Below are 15,002 nucleotides of genomic sequence, written 5' to 3' on the forward strand. Positions count from 1 at the left end.
TGTCCGCCGTTCCACTCAGGGGCGGCCGAGGACGTTGTTTTCGTGACGGTCTTCGCCGAGGACGAACGCCGGGCGGGGCTGACCCGGCCGGAGGCCGCCGTGATGCCTGGACGAAGTCAGGCCTGTGCCGAGGCGCACTCCCCCAGCGGGCCGCGCGGCGCGCGCCGGTCCAGCGATCGGCTCCAGAGCGCAATCGCCAGCCCCACCAGCGTGAGCAAAGCCGCCACCCAGCCCAGTGCGCGCAGCCCCGGGCCATGGTCGATCACCACGCCGCCGACCCATGCGCCAAGCGCGTTGCCCAGGTTGAAGGCCGCGATGTTCAGGCTCGACGCCAGGTTCTGGCCCGCGCCCGAGGCCTTCTCCAGCACCCGCAACTGCATGGGCGCCACGGTCGCGAAGGAGGCCACGCCGAGCAGGCCCACGAACACCACCGCGGCGAACGGCGTGCCGATGGTGAACTGCATCGCGCCCAGCACCACGGCCAGCGCCACCAGCGTGCCGAGCACGGCGGCCATCGGCGCGCGGTCGGCCAGCTTGCCGCCCAGGATGTTGCCGACCGCCAGGCCGCCGCCGAACACCAGCAGGATCGGCGACACGGCAGATTCCGAGAGCCCGGTCACCTGCGTCAGCAAGGGCTGGATGTAGGTGAACACCACGAACACGCCGGCAAAGCCGAGCACCGTCATCGCCAGGCCCAGCAGCACCTGCGGGCGCGCCAGCACGGCCAGTTCCTCGCGCAAGGGGGCGGGCGCGGCCTCGCCTTTCACGCGGGGCACGAATGCAGCCAGCACCGCGAGCGCCAGCAGGCCGATGAGCGTCACCGCCCAGAAGGCCGAGCGCCAGCCGAAATGCAGGCCCAGCCAGGCGCCGAACGGCACGCCCAGCAGGGTGGCGGCCGTGAGCCCGGTGAACATGATGGCGATGGCCGAGGCACGCCGCTCCGGCGCCACCAGGCCGGTGGCCACCACCGAGCCGACGCCGAAGAAGGTGCCGTGCGCCAGCGAGGTGACGACGCGCGCGGCCATGAGCATCTCGTAGTTGGGCGCCAGCGCGCAGGCCAGGTTGCCGAGCGTGAAGATCGCCATCAGCGCGAGCAGCACGGTCTTGCGCGGCAGCTTGCGCGTGGCGATGGTGAGCACGGGCGCGCCGACCGCGACCCCGAGCGCATAGCCCGAGATCAGCAGGCCGGCGGCCGTGATGGAGACTTGAAGATCCGTTGAGACCTGCATCAGCAGGCCCATGATGACGAACTCGGTGGTGCCTATTCCGAAGGCGCCGGCGGTGAGGGCGAGTAGAGCGATTGGCATGATGCCCTGTACTGTGAAGACATCGGCCATCGATGACTAGAATGCCGCCGGTACAGGGACTTGTGAATTGAAATCACAAGCCAGAAAGCAGGAGAGAAAGCCATGCCGCGCCTCGACGTCAACCGCTCCGGCGAAATGGAAGCCTTCGTGCAGGTGATCGAGGCCGGCGGCTTCTCCTCGGCGGCGCGCCTGCTGGACATGACGCCGTCGGCGGTGAGCAAGCTGGTGGCGCGGCTGGAGCTGCGCCTGGGCGTGCAGCTGGTGCACCGCTCCACGCGCAAGCTCCAGCTCACGCCCGAAGGCACCGCGTTCTACGAGCGCAGCACGCGCGTGCTGGCCGACCTGGACGAGGCCGAGCGCTGTGCCGCGGCCGGTGCCGCGCCGCGTGGGCGCGTGAGCATCAACGCCAGCGTGTCCTTTGGCCACCACAAGCTGGTGCCGCTGGTGCCGCGCCTGCTCGAGCAGCATCCGCAGATCACGCTGGACATTGCGCTGACCGACCGCATCGTCGACCTGATGGACGAGCGCGCCGACATTGCGATCCGCTGGGGCGAGCTGCCGTCGTCCGACCTGGTGGCGCGCCGCCTCGGCGAGACCAGCCAGGCGATCGTGGCCGCGCCTTCATACCTGGGCAAGTACGGCACGCCGCGCGCGCCGCAGGAACTGGCGGCGCACAACCGGCTGGGCTGGACGTACCGGCGCAATTCGCCCGACTGGCCGCTGCGCGTGGACGGGCGCATGGTGTGGTTGCCGGTGGCCGGCCCGGTGCGCGCGGGCGACGGCGAAACGCTGCGCCAGCTGGCGATTGCGGGGGCGGGCGTGGCGCGGCTGTCGCTGTACCACATCCAGCACGACATCGATGCGGGCCGGCTGGTGCCCTTGCTCGAGGAGTTCAACCCGTGCGACGTGGAACCGATTCACGCGGTGTACATCGGCAAGGCCGGCACGCTGCCCGCGCGGGTGCGGGCGGTGCTCGACTTTCTGGTGGCCTGCTCGGGCGTGGGCGGCGCGCGCTACACGCTCAGGCGAACGCTGCCGATGCCGGGGAATGCCGCGCTCACCTGATCGCCGCGGCGGCAGGGCAGCACACCCACCCACGAGCCGGTGGTGACGACGGTGCCCTTGGGCGCGGTCTGGCCGTGGCGCGTGATGTGGCGCAGCCAGGCCGGCAGCAGCCAAGCGGGGTCGGCCAGCGGATGCGTGCCTTCGCGCACCACGGTCTCGGCGTTGCCGACCTTGGTTTCGCAGCGCTGCGAGGCCCAGTCGATGGCGGCACAGGGAATCCATTCGCCGAGCACCAGCGCGCCATGCACCTGCGAATCGGCCAGGCGAAGCAGGGCGGGCGTGTCGGACAGGTCTTGCCAGCGCGCATCGACGATTTCGACCGACACGGCCATGGCGTCGATCAGCGATGCGGCGTTCTGGTGGTCGAGCGTTGCGGCCTGCGCGGGCGTGACGTCCTGGCCCAGGCGCAGGGCAATCTCGGCTTCGATGCCGGGCGAGTGGAGCACGAGGTCGCTGAAGTTGGCCGAGTCGGGCCGCACGCCAACGGGCGGCAGCGGGGCATGCGTGAGCGTCGCGCTGCGCGAGCCGCCGCCGGATTTCCAGGTGCCGGGCACGGGCTGTGCGTCGAACCAGCCCAGCGCGGCGGCCACGGCGTCCTGCACTTCGTACGCTTGCTCGGCGGTGGAGAGCGCGTCGGTCCAGGGCGAGGCATCGAGGGTCCGGTTGCCACGGCGCGCGGCGACGAGGGCGTCTGTGAGGGCGGTCTGGGAAGGGTTCATCCGCAAGATCTTCTCAGCTTTCGACGTGGACGTTGCCGTCTTTCACAACCTTCGCCCACTTGGCGATCTCGGTGCTGATGAACTGCTTGAACTTGTCCTGCGAGCCGCCACCGTCTTCCGCGCCGTAGGTGTCCATGCGCTCCTGCACGTCGGGCATGGCGAGCACGGTGTTCACGTCGCGGTTCACCTTCTGCGCAATGGACGCCGGCAGTTTGCCCGGCCCGGCGAGCCCGTACCACGTGGTCGCCTCGAAGCCCTGAAAGCCTTGCTCCTGCATCGTCGGCACGTTGGGGTGCCCCTTGGCGCGCTTGGTGCGGGTCTGGGCAACGGCGATCACGCGGCCATTCTTCACATGCGGCGTGGCGGCCGTCATGGTCTCGAAGCTGTACTGGATCTGCCCGCCCATCAGGTCGGCCAGCAACGGGCCGCTGCCCTTGTACGGCACATGCAGCGCGTCGACGCCGCCCTGCAGCTTGAACATCTCCAGCGCCAGGTGCTGCGCCGAGCCTGCGCCCGCCGAGCCGAAGCTCACCGTGCCCGGCGCGGCCTTGCAGGCGGCCACGATGTCCTTCACGCTGAGCGCTTTCTGGCCGGGGTTGGCGATCAGCAGGTTGGGCGTGACGCCCACCAGCACGATCGGCACGAAGTCGCGCTCCACGTTGTAGCGCAGCTTGGGCTGCAGGCTGGGCGCGAGCGCGTGGCTGTTGATGTGGGCCATCAATAGCACGCTGCCGTCGCTGGGCTGCTGCGCCACGTAGTCGGCTGCGAGCACCCCGGCCACGCCGCCCTTGTTGTCGACGATGACCTGCTGGCCCCACATGATCGTGAGCTTCTGCGCGACCACGCGCGCCAGCGCATCGGTGCCGCCGCCCGGCGGAAAGCCGACCACGATGCGCACCGGCCCCGAAGGCCACTCCTGCGCGAAGAGCCGGGGAACGCCCAGCGTGGCGGCCGCGGCGCCTGCGGCTTGAATGAGGGAGCGTCTTTGCATCATCTGTGTCTCCGTGGTGTTGGGGTCCGATGCGTGCCGGGCGCGATGTGTCGCGGCCCGGCAAGGCGGCCGCCGCATCGTTCGAGCGATGCGCTGCGGCCTGTGTGCTGTCTTTGAGCGGTCTTTGGGGAGTCTTCGGAGGTGAGGGCGCTAGGCGGCCTTCTGCAGCGCGGCAGGCGCGGCATGGCTCGCGAAATGGTCCATCGCCGCGTGCACGCCGCTGCCGGCCAGCTTGATGCCCGTGAGCTTCATGCCCATCTCGACGCCCGCGACCATGGCCACCAGCGTCAGGTCGTTGCTGTCGCCCAGGTGGCCCATGCGGAACATGCGCCCCTTGAGCTTGCCCAGGCCCGTGCCCAGCGACAGGTCGAAGCGCTGGTGGATCAGCCGGCGCAGCGCATCGGCGTCGACCCCCTCGGGCGTGATCACGCCGGTGAGCACCGGCGAGTACACGGCCGGGTCGGCGCACTGAATGGGCAGGCCCCAGGCATTGACCGCGGCCCGCACGCCCGCGGCCCAGCGCTGGTGCCGCGCGAAAACGTTGTCCAGCCCTTCGCCCAACAGCATGTCGAGCGATTCCGACAGGCCGTACAGCAGGTTGGTGTTGGGCGTATAGGGCCAGTAGCCGTCCTTGTTCATCTCGACGATTTCGCTCCAGTCCCAGAAGGCGCGCGGCAGCCTGGCGTGCTTGGCGGCGTCGAGTGCGCGCGGCGAGAGCGCGTTGAAGCTGATGCCCGGCGGCAGCATCAGGCCCTTCTGCGAGCCGCTCACGGTCACGTCCACGCCCCATTCGTCATGCCGGAAATCGGCGCTCGCCAGGCCCGAGATGCTGTCGACCAGCAGCAGGGCGGGATGGCCCGCCGCGTCGATGGCCTTGCGCACCGAGGCGATGTCGGAGGTGACGCCGGTGGAGGTCTCGTTGTGCACCACGCACACGGCCTTGATCTTCTTCTCGGTGTCCTTGCGCAGGCGCGCTTCGATGAGCTCGGCCTGCACGCCACGGCGCCAGCCGGGCGCGTTCGGCAGTTGCGCGTCGGTGCCCGTGAACGCGAGGAACTCGGTGGAGAGGCCTAGGCGCGTGGCCATCTTCTGCCACAGCGAGGCGAAGTGGCCGGTCTCGTACATGAGCACGTGGTCGCCGGGGCTCAGCGTGTTGGCGAGCGCGGCTTCCCACGCGCCGGTGCCCGAAGCGGGGTAGATCGCGACCGGGTGCCTGGTCTTGAACACCTGCTGGATGCCGCCCAGCACCTTCAGCCCCAGCGTGCCGAACTCGGGCCCGCGGTGGTCGATGGTGGGCAGGCTCATGGCCCGCAGGATGCGGTCGGGCACCGGGCTCGGGCCCGGAATCTGGAGGAAGTGGCGGCCGGTGGGATGGATGTCGAGTTGCAGCATGGACTGTCCTTTCGCTTTTCAGTTTTGCATTCAAAATTCATTTTTGCTTGGTGGTTTACCCTTAATCCGCGAGGTTGTGGTGCTCATTTTTTGCATTCAAAATGCAATCAAGGAAGAACCATGACTGCCGAAATCATCGAAATCATCGAAATCTCCAGGCTCGCGCTGCACGACCAGGTGGCCTCGCGCCTGCGCACCATGCTGGTCGAAGGGCGCATCGCGCCCGGTGCCAAGCTCAACGAGCGCGAGCTGTGCCTGCAGCTGGCCGTGTCGCGCACGCCGCTGCGCGAGGCCATCAAGCTGCTCGCGGCCGAGGGGCTGGTCGACCTGCTGCCCAACCGCGGCGCGGTGGCGGTGAAGCTCACCGAGGCCGACGTGCTCAACACCTTCGAGGTGCTGGCCATGCTCGAGGGCATGTCGGGCGAGCTGGCCGCCAGGCGCATCACCGACGAAGAACTGGCCGAGGTGCGCGCGCTGCACTACGAAATGATGGCCTGCTTCTCGCGGCGCGACCTGTCGGGCTACTACCGGCTGAATGCGCGCATCCACACCGCCATCAACGACGCGGCGGGCAACCCGGTGCTGTCGAACACCTACCGCTCCATCAACGCCCGCGTGCAGTCGCTGCGCTTTCGCACCAACCAGAACGAGGCCAAGTGGAAGCACGCGGTGCAGGAGCACGAACAGATGATCGACGCGCTGGCCGCGCGCGACGCCGCCGCCATGCGCAAGGTGCTGGTGGCGCACGTGCTGCGCAAGCGCGACACTGTGCTGGAGCTGCTGCGCGCCGGCGAGATCTATCCCTCGGCCAAGTCGAGCTGAGACCCGTCTTCAAGAAAACAACGACTCACCATGCGCATAGATCCCGCCAGCCACATGCAGCCAGCCGGAACCGTTCTTCCGCCCAACGACACCTGCGAGCTGCTCGCGCGCCGCCTGCGCACCGAAACGCAGGGCGAGGTGCTGTTCGACGATGCTTCGCGCGGGCGCTACGCCACCGACGCGTCGATCTACCAGATCACGCCGGTCGGCGCCTTCGTGCCGACCAACGAGCGCGACATTGCCACCGCCATCGACATCGCGCGCGACCTGAAGGTGCCGGTGCTCGCGCGCGGCGGCGGTACCAGCCAGTGCGGGCAGACGACGGGCGCGGCGCTGGTCATCGACAACAGCAAGCACTTTCGCCGCGTGCTCGAGGTGAACGTGGAGGAGGGCACCGCCACGGTGGAGCCCGGCCTGGTGCTCGACCACCTGAACGCGCAGCTCAAGCCGCACGGCCTGTGGTATCCGGTGGACGTGTCGACCAGCGCGCAGGCCACGCTGGGCGGCATGGCGGGCAACAACTCGTGCGGGTCGCGCTCCATCGCCTACGGGAACATGGTGCACAACGTGCTGGGCGCGAGCGCGTGGCTGTCGAACGGCGAACTGGTCGACTTCGGGCCGGTCGGTTCGCTCGGCGTGCGCGCGGCGGGCATCGCGCAGTTCGTGCGCGGCCTGGCGCGCCAGCACCGCGAGCAGATCGCCGAGCACTGGCCCAAGGTGATGCGCCGCGTGGCGGGCTACAACCTGGACATCTTCGACAACCAGAGCGAGCGCCCTTACACGGCCGACGGCAGCGTGAACCTGGCGCACCTGCTCATCGGTGCCGAAGGCACGCTGGCCTACACGCGCAGCCTGAAGCTCAAGCTCGCGCCGCTGCCGCGCGCCAAGGTGCTGGGCATCGTCAACTTCCCGACCTTCCATGCGGCCATGGACGCAGCGCAGCACATCGTCAAGCTGGCGCCCACGGCGGTGGAGCTGGTCGACCGCACCATGATCGAGCTGGCGCTCACCAATCCGGCCTTCAGGCCCACGGTGGAGACCGCGCTCATCGGCAAGCCGGCCGCCATCCTGCTGGTGGAGTTCTCGGGGGCGGACAAGGCCGCATTGCTGCCGCAACTCAGGCAACTGGTCGAGCTGATGGGCGACCTCGGCCTGCCGGGCAGCGTGGTCGAGATGCCCGACGACGCACGCCAGAAGAACCTGTGGGAGGTGCGCAAGGCGGGCCTGAACATCATGATGAGCCTGAAGGGCGACGGCAAGCCCGTGAGCTTCATCGAAGACTGCGCCGTGCCGCTCGAACACCTGGCCGAGTACACCGACGCGCTGACCGAGGTGTTCGCCAGGCACGGCAGCCGCGGCACCTGGTATGCGCATGCCTCGGTCGGCACGCTGCACGTGCGGCCGATTCTCGACATGCGCGTGGACGGCGCCGCCAAGATGCGCGCCATCGCCGAAGAGGCCAGCGCGCTGGTGCGCAAGTACAAGGGCGCCTTCAGCGGCGAGCACGGCGACGGCCTGTGCCGCGGCGAATGGATCGAATGGCAGTTCGGCCCGGCCATCAACGAGGCCTTCCGCGCCATCAAGCGCAAGCTCGACCCCATCGGCCTGTTCAACCCCGGCAAGATCATCGACCCGCCGCGCATGGACGACGGCGCGCTGTTCCGCTTTGCGCCGCCCACCGCGCCCAAGCCGTACCGCCGCATCGAACTCAAGCCCGTGCTCGACTGGTCGGCCTGGAACGTCAACGCCGACCCGGTCACCGAAGTGACCACCGCGCCGGGCACCGGCGGCGACAGCACCGGCGGCCTGGCCAAGGCCGTGGAGATGTGCAACAACAACGGCCACTGCCGCAAGTTCGACGCCGGCACCATGTGCCCCAGCTACCGCGTGACGCGCGACGAGCAGCACCTCACGCGTGGACGCGCCAACACGCTGCGCCTGGCGCTTTCCGGGCAACTGGGCCCCGACGCCTTCACCAGCGAGGCCATGCACGACACCATGGACCTGTGCGTCGGCTGCAAGGGCTGCAAGCGCGACTGCCCCACAGGCGTGGACATGGCGAAGATGAAGGTCGAGTTTCTCGACCACTACAAGAAGCGCCACGGCCACACGCTGAAAGACAGGCTGGTGGCGAACCTGCCCGACTACGCCCACAAGGCCAGCCGCATGCCCTGGCTGCTGAACCTGCGCAACAGCGTGCCCGGCGCGGCATGGCTCGGCGAAAGGCTGCTGGGCTTTTCGGCGAAGCGCTCGCTGCCCGCGTGGCGCAGCGACACCTTCTGGCGCGCGAGGGCCAACGAGCCCGGCCTGTTCGTCGAGCGCGACGTGGCGCTTTCCATCGCGCGGCGCGGCGGCAAGGCGGCGGTGCTGTTCGTCGACACCTTCAACGGCACCTTCGAGAGCGAGAACGCCTTCGCCGCCGCGCGCGTGCTGCAGGCTGCGGGCTACGTGCTGCACACGGTGGAAAAGCGCGGCGGGCACCATTGCTGCGGGCGCACCTTCCTGGCCAGCGGCATGGTCGAACAGGCCAAGGAAAAGGCCGAGGCGCTGATCGATGCGCTGCTGCCGCTCGCGCGGGCCGGCGTGCCCATCGTCGGGCTGGAGCCGTCGTGCCTGCTCACGCTGCGCGACGAAACACTGGCGATGGGCTTCGGCGAAAAAGCCGAGATGGTGGCCAGGCATGCGCTGCTGTTCGAGGAATTCATCGCGCGCGAGATCAAGCTCGGCCGCTTCGCGCTGGCGCTCAAGCCCGCGACCCAGCCCATCCTGCTGCACGGCCACTGCCACCAGAAGGCTTTCGGCGCGGTGAGCCCGGTGATGGAGGTGCTCCAGCTCATTCCGGGCGCGAAGCCCGAACTGATCGAGAGTTCGTGCTGCGGCATGGCCGGCAGCTTCGGCTACGAGGCCAGCCATTTCGAGGTGTCGATGCAGATGGCCGAGGCCAGCCTGCTGCCGGCCATCCGCAAGCAGCCCGACGCCATCGTGGTGGCCGACGGCACCAGCTGCCGGCACCAGATCGGCGACGGCGCGCAGCGCGAGGCGGTGCATGTGGCGGTGCTGCTGGAGCGGCATCTGCTGCACAGCGACCCGGTGGACGACGCGGCTTGAACGGGTCTCCCTGCGCGATGGGGCAGGGTGCCGCAGAATAGGCGCCGCCCCTTTCCCGATGTCGACCACGTTCCCTTCCACCGCCCCCGCGCAGCCCACGCTGCGGCTCGCCTTTGCGCTCTCGATGGGCGCGGCCGTGTCGCTGGGCATCACCCGTTTCGCCTACGGCCTGCTGTTGCCGCCGATGCGCGCCGACCTGGGCTGGAGCTACGCGCTGGCAGGCGGCATGAACACGGCGAACGCGGTCGGCTACCTGATCGGCGCGTTGATCACGCCGGCGCTCATGCGGCGCTTCGGCGTCACGCGGCTGCTGGTGGTGGGCGCGGTGCTGGCCAGCGTCTTCATGGCGGGCAGCGGCTTCGTCACGGCCGCGCCGGCCTTGCTGCTGCAGCGCCTGCTGGCCGGCGTGGCCAGCGCCTGGGTGTTCGTGGCGGGCGGGCTGCTTGCCGCGCGGCTCGGCGAGGCCGACGCAAGAAGCGGATCGTCGCGCGGTGGCCTGCTGCTGGGCATCTACTACGGCGGCACCGGCTTCGGCATCCTGCTGTCGGCGCTGCTCGTGCCGCAGGTGTTGAAGGCCGCGTCCGACGTGCCGCATGGCTGGGCCTGGGCGTGGTGGGCGCTGGCCGTGGCCAGCGTGGCGGCGACCTGCCTGCTGGCCTGGGCCGGGCGGGCCATGCCGATCAGCCCGTCGCATCCGGCGCGGGCGGCCGCAACGGGCACCGCACCCCCGGTGGCGCTGCGCCGCTTCGGCTGGGCGCTCGCGGGCTATGCGCTGTTCGGCATGGGCTACATCGGCTACATGACCTTCGTGATCGCGCTGCTGCGCGAGCAGGGCGCCAGCGCCTCGTTCGTCACGTTGTTCTATGCCTTGCTGGGCATCGCCTGCGTGGCTTCGTCGCGGCTGTGGGCCGGATTGCTCGACCGCTACCGCGGCGGGCAGCCCCAGGCGCTGCTGAACGGCCTGCTGGGCGTGGCCACGCTGTTGCCGGTGTTGAGTTCTTCCGCCCCCGTGGCGCTGATTTCGGGCGTGCTGTTCGGCGGTGTGTTCCTGTCGGTGGTGGCGTCGACCACCGCGCTGGTGCGCCACAACCTGCCGTCCGAGCGCTGGGCGCAGGGCATCAGCATGTTCACCATCGTCTTTGCGCTCGGGCAGATCGTCGGGCCGACGGTCACGGGCTGGATCTCCGACGGACGGGGCGGCCTGGCGCGCGGCCTGGTGGCTTCGGCCATCGCGCTGTGGCTCGGTGCGGTGCTGGCATCGCGCCAGCATGCGTTGCAGGAGCCGCAATGAGCGGCTTCGCCCTGTTCGAGACATCCATCGGCAGGTGCGCGCTGGCGTGGGGACCGCAGGGCCTGCTCGGCGTGCAACTGCCCGCGGACGATGGCGAGCCGGCCACGCGCTCGCGCATGAAGCAGCGCTTTGCGGATCTGGACGAAGGCCCGCCGAACGAGACGGCGCAACGTGCCATCGCGGCCATCCAGGGCCTGCTGCAGGGCGTGCACGACGACCTGATGCACATCGAGCTCGACATGCGCGGCGTGTCGGCCTTTCACCAGCGCGTCTACGCCATTGCGCGGCGCATTCCGCCGGGGCAGACGCGCACCTACGGCGAGATCGCGCAGGAACTCGGCGACAAGACCCTGGCGCGCGCCGTGGGTCAGGCCATGGGCCACAACCCCTTCGCCCCCGTGGTGCCGTGCCACCGCGTGCTCGCCGCGGGCAACAAGCCGGGCGGCTTTTCAGCGGGCGGCGGCGCCCTGACCAAGCTGCGCATGCTCGCCATCGAGGATGCGCGGCCGAACGGCATGGCCTCGCTGTTCTGACGCCGGCGTTGCCTCGTGGCTGCGCGGGCCTCGTCGCCGCCGGGGACCGCAATCGCCCGCCATCGGGTGCGCGGCGTTCACTGGCTGGCGCGCGCGCCCATGCGGTGGCGCAACTGGTCGGCCACCACGGCCACGATCAGCAGCACGCCCAGCACCACCATCTGCAGGTAGGAGCCCACGCTGGCCAGGTTCATGCCGTTCTGCACCAGTCCGATGAAGATGGCGCCCATCACCACGTTGGGCACGCGGCCGATGCCGCCGCGCAGGCTCACGCCCGCGATCACGCAGGCCGCGATGGACTCCAGCGCCACCGTGCCGCCCAGGTTGGCCTCGCCGGTTTCCACGCGCGCCGTGAGCAGCAGTCCGCTCACGGCCGCGAGGCCGGCGCACAGCAGGTAGGCCATCAGCAGCACACGGCGGGTGTCGATGCCCGAGAGCGCCGCCGCCTTGGCGTTGCCGCCCACCGCCAGCAGGTGCGTGCCGGTGGGCATGCGCGCCATGAGCACGCCCATGCCGGCCACGCACACGCCAGTAACCGCTATCGGTATCGGAATGCCCAGCAGCGTGCCGAAGCCGAACAGCTCGCTGAACGCGCCCGGCATGCCCGACACCGGCACACCGCCCGTGAGATACAGCGCAAAGCCGAAGCCGATCGACTGCACGCCCAGCGTCACGATGAAGGGCGACACACCGATGAACGCCACGCCGATGCCGTTGACGAGGCCCACTGCGAGGCCCGCGAGCAGCCCGCAGGCGCACCCGGCAATCACCACCACCCAGGTCGCGTCGGGCAGGGCGGCACCGAAGGCCTGCATGGCGAGTGCCGAGACCACCGAGGTGATGGCCATCACCGTGCCCACCGAGAGGTCGAAGCCGCCCGTGACCAGTGCCAGCATCTGGCCCATCGACACGAGGATCAGGTACACCGACTGGCGCAGCAGGTTCACCAGGTTCTGCACCGTGAGGAACTGGTCCGACAGCGTGCTGAACACCACGAAGGCGATGAGCAGCATGAAGGGCAGCACGCCCAGCCTCAGGAACAGGTCGCGCAGCAGGCCGAGGGCACGCCCGCCCGGGCCGGAAGGGGTCGGCGCCGCGGCGGCAACGGTGGAAGACGGAGTCATGGCTTTCTTTCGCTGGAACCGAAAAACAGATTGAGCACGGCGCTCTCGCGGATGGCATCGCCCTGCAGCTCGCCGGCAATTTCGCCGCGGCACATCACGTAGACGCGGTGGCTCAGGTGCAGCACCTCGGGCAGGTCGGACGAGATGACGACCACCGCCGCGCCGCTTTCGCAGAGCGTGCGGATCACCTGGTACAGCCCGCTGCGCGTGCCGATGTCCACGCCCACCGTGGGCTCGTCGAACACATAGAGCGCGGCTTCGCGCGTCATGCCCTTGCCGAACAGCACCTTCTGCTGGTTGCCGCCCGAGAGCAGGCCCACCGGGCGATCGAGGTTGCGCGGCGCGAGCTCCACGCGCTCGGCCGCCGTGGCCGACAGCCTGCGGCCCAGCCGCCTGCGCAGCCAGCCGGCGCGACCGCGCAGCGGCCCGTGCACCAGCGGCAGCGTGATGTTGGCGCGCGACGTGAAGCCGAGCACCAGCCCTTCGCCCTTGCGGTCGGGCGGCAGGTAGAACAGGCCCTCGTAGAGCAACTGGCGCACCCTGGCGCCCGTGCGCGGCTGGCCCTTGAACAGCACGCGGCCCTCGCTCACCGCGTCGAGCCCGTAGATCGCGCGAAACAGCTCCGACTTGCCGCAGCCCACCAGGCCCGCCAGCCCGACCACTTCGCCGCGCCGCACCGTGAGGCTCGCGCGGCGCACGCCGTTGGGCGAGCTCAGGCCGTCGACCTGCAGCACCACCTCGCCGGGGTTGCTGGCGATGTGCGGATAGATCTGCGAAATGGCGCGTCCGCTCATCAGCTCGATCAGCCGGTCGGCGCTGGTTTCGCGGGCCTGCACCGTCGTCACCTTGCGGCCGTCGCGCAGCACGGTGATGCGGTCGGCGATCCGTGCAATTTCCTGCATGCGGTGCGAGATGTAGACGATGCCCACGCCGCGCGCCTTCAGCCGCGCGACCAGTTCGAACAGCCGCTGTGTCTCGGTGTCGGTGAGCGAGGCGGTGGGCTCGTCGAGGATCAGCACCGACACCTCGCCGCGCAGGCCCTTGGCGATTTCCACCATCTGCTGCTGCGCGCGCGACAGGCCGGAGACGGGCGCGTCCACGTCGATCTCGAAGCCCAGGTCGGCCAGCATCGTTCGGGCGCGCTCGCGCACGCCGGCGCGGTCGAGCAGGCCCGCCTTGCGCGGCTCTTCGCCCAGGCTCAGGTTCTGCGCCACCGAGAGCGTGGGAACGAGCGAGAACTCCTGGAACACCGCGCTGATGCCGTGGCGCCGCGCGTCGTGCACGTTGGAGAACCACACCGGCGCTCCGTGCATGCGGATCTCGCCGGAAGTCGGCACGTTGGCGCCGGCCAGCAGCGAGATCAGCGTGGACTTGCCGGCCCCGTTCTCGCCGAACAGCACGTGCACCTCGCCGGCGCGCAGCTCGAAGTCCACGCCGTCGAGCGCCAGCACGCCCGGATAGCGCTTGCCCAGCCCGACGGTCTGCACAAGGAGCGGCTGCATGGGCGGCGGAATGACCGGCGGAATGACCGACGACACGGCGAGGCCTACTTGACCTCGAACACCGGCTTTAAGCCCGGCGGCGGCAGGATGTCGTCGAGCTTCACAGACTTGATGTTGCCGCTGTCGACCACGAAGATCTTCGGGCCCACGTGTTTCACCACGTCCTTGTTCTCGAGCAGGCGCACGGCCTGGTCGACCGCGATGCGGCCCTGCACCACCATCGAGTCGGCCGGGGAGGCCACGATCCGGCCCTTCTGGATGCCGTCATACACGCCCGGCGTCATGTAGAAGGACAGCACCTGAACCTTCTTTTCGAGGTTGCGCGAGCGCAGGATGCCGGTGGCGGCCTCGGCCGTCACCGCGGTGCCGGCCACGTAGGCGAGGTCGGGGTTGGCCTGGAGCACGTCCTCGACCAGCTTGCTCTGCGCCTCCTTGCCGGTGTCGCCGTACTTGGGGTCGAGCACCACCACGGCGCTGCCCTTGACCGCGTCCATGAAGCCCTTGTGCGCGGCCTCGACCCAGCCGGCGCCGGCCGGGCCCGGGAACCAGCCGACCTTGACCGCGGCCGAGCCGGCCGGGTGCTTCCTGGCGAGGTACTCGCCGGTCGAGTGGCCCATCGTGTAGAACGACACGAGCGACTTGGCAGAGAGGTCGGGCGAGTTGATGCCGTTCACCAGATCGATCACCGGCACCTTCTTCGCGGCCGTGGCCTTGACGACGTTGTTGAGCCCGTCGCCTGAAATCGCGCCGATGATCACCGCGTTGGCGCCGCGCGCCACGCAGTCCTCGATCTGCGAGACCTGCTTGGCGAGGTTGGTGTAGCCGCCCGCGTCGACCACCTGCAGCTTCACGCCCTGGCGCCGGGCCTCCTCGATCACGCCGTAGTCCACGCCCAGCCAGTAGGCGTCCTTCATGTGCGGGAACGACACGCAGATGTCCCACTTCTTCGAGGCCTTGGCCAGCGGCGTGTAGTCGATGGGCTTCTTGGCGCCCTCGGCCGAGAAGGCGGGCTCGGTGGCCTCGGCCTTGTAGGGAAACCAGTCGGCGGCCGAGGCACCGGTGTGCCACAGCAGGGCGGCGCCGAGCGAAGCGGCGATCAGGGAAACGCGCAGGGGCGAGCTGTTCATGAAGAACTCCTAGGTGGGCAA

The 15,002-nt window shown here is 69.6% G+C and carries 12 protein-coding genes; 5 read left to right on the plus strand and 7 right to left on the minus strand.

Annotated features, from left to right (window positions below; translation table 11 throughout):
* Window positions 1-116: 116 nt before the first annotated feature.
* On the minus strand, window positions 117-1,307 hold the full coding sequence (locus AC1DJH_RS05810; RefSeq protein ID WP_478185033.1) for an MFS transporter: 1,191 nt from the start codon (window positions 1,305-1,307) through the stop codon (window positions 117-119).
* Window positions 1,308-1,409: 102 nt separating this feature from the next.
* On the opposite strand from AC1DJH_RS05810, the gene AC1DJH_RS05815 reads away from it, so the two are divergent.
* Window positions 1,410-2,372, plus strand: a complete 963-nt coding sequence (locus tag AC1DJH_RS05815) for a LysR family transcriptional regulator (RefSeq protein ID WP_478185034.1) — start codon at window positions 1,410-1,412, stop codon at window positions 2,370-2,372.
* Here the strand turns inward: AC1DJH_RS05815 and AC1DJH_RS05820 are convergent.
* The 3 genes from AC1DJH_RS05820 to AC1DJH_RS05830 all read right to left on the minus strand — a co-directional run bounded on the left by AC1DJH_RS05820 (window position 2,321) and on the right by AC1DJH_RS05830 (window position 5,474).
* Window positions 2,321-3,091, minus strand: coding sequence for a fumarylacetoacetate hydrolase family protein (locus AC1DJH_RS05820; RefSeq protein ID WP_478185035.1), 771 nt, complete (start codon window positions 3,089-3,091; stop codon window positions 2,321-2,323). The two genes, AC1DJH_RS05815 and AC1DJH_RS05820, sit on opposite strands and share 52 nt — an antisense overlap.
* Before the next feature lie 13 nt (window positions 3,092-3,104).
* Window positions 3,105-4,082, minus strand: a complete 978-nt coding sequence (locus tag AC1DJH_RS05825) for a Bug family tripartite tricarboxylate transporter substrate binding protein (RefSeq protein ID WP_472112230.1) — start codon at window positions 4,080-4,082, stop codon at window positions 3,105-3,107.
* Window positions 4,083-4,232: 150 nt separating this feature from the next.
* On the minus strand, window positions 4,233-5,474 hold the full coding sequence (locus AC1DJH_RS05830; protein WP_478185036.1) for a pyridoxal-phosphate-dependent aminotransferase family protein: 1,242 nt from the start codon (window positions 5,472-5,474) through the stop codon (window positions 4,233-4,235).
* A 120-nt stretch (window positions 5,475-5,594) separates the two neighbouring features.
* Here AC1DJH_RS05830 and AC1DJH_RS05835 point away from each other — a divergent pair, with 120 nt between their 5' ends.
* The 4 genes from AC1DJH_RS05835 to AC1DJH_RS05850 are packed head-to-tail and all read left to right on the plus strand — an operon-like array spanning window position 5,595 to window position 11,228.
* A complete protein-coding gene (locus AC1DJH_RS05835; RefSeq protein WP_478185037.1) occupies window positions 5,595-6,296 on the plus strand; it encodes a GntR family transcriptional regulator in 702 nt (233 codons plus the stop codon).
* Between the two features lie 30 nt (window positions 6,297-6,326).
* The gene (locus tag AC1DJH_RS05840) at window positions 6,327-9,404 is read left to right on the plus strand and encodes an FAD-binding and (Fe-S)-binding domain-containing protein (RefSeq protein ID WP_478185038.1); all 3,078 of its coding nucleotides are present in this window, start codon (window positions 6,327-6,329) and stop codon (window positions 9,402-9,404) included.
* 58 nt (window positions 9,405-9,462) lie between these two features.
* The gene (locus tag AC1DJH_RS05845) at window positions 9,463-10,695 is read left to right on the plus strand and encodes a YbfB/YjiJ family MFS transporter (protein ID WP_478185039.1); all 1,233 of its coding nucleotides are present in this window, start codon (window positions 9,463-9,465) and stop codon (window positions 10,693-10,695) included.
* Window positions 10,692-11,228, plus strand: a complete 537-nt coding sequence (locus tag AC1DJH_RS05850; RefSeq protein WP_478185040.1) for a methylated-DNA--[protein]-cysteine S-methyltransferase — start codon at window positions 10,692-10,694, stop codon at window positions 11,226-11,228. The genes AC1DJH_RS05845 and AC1DJH_RS05850 overlap by 4 nt, the downstream gene beginning before the upstream one ends.
* Before the next feature lie 77 nt (window positions 11,229-11,305).
* On the opposite strand, the gene AC1DJH_RS05855 is transcribed toward AC1DJH_RS05850, so the two are convergent.
* From AC1DJH_RS05855 to torT, 3 genes are read right to left on the minus strand one after another with little or no spacing between them, the layout of a single operon-like run.
* Entirely contained in the window at window positions 11,306-12,352 is a 1,047-nt protein-coding gene (locus tag AC1DJH_RS05855; protein ID WP_478185041.1) for an ABC transporter permease, read from the minus strand.
* Window positions 12,349-13,854 (minus strand): sugar ABC transporter ATP-binding protein, encoded by a 1,506-nt coding sequence (locus AC1DJH_RS05860; RefSeq protein ID WP_478185042.1) that lies wholly within the window; start codon window positions 13,852-13,854, stop codon window positions 12,349-12,351. Before AC1DJH_RS05860 ends, AC1DJH_RS05855 begins: the two co-directional genes overlap by 4 nt.
* 44 nt (window positions 13,855-13,898) lie before the next feature.
* Window positions 13,899-14,981 (minus strand): TMAO reductase system periplasmic protein TorT, encoded by a 1,083-nt coding sequence (gene torT, locus AC1DJH_RS05865; protein WP_478185043.1) that lies wholly within the window; start codon window positions 14,979-14,981, stop codon window positions 13,899-13,901.
* Between the last annotated feature and the right edge of the window lie 21 nt (window positions 14,982-15,002).

This window comes from Variovorax sp. 10N412 (assembly GCF_056394985.1).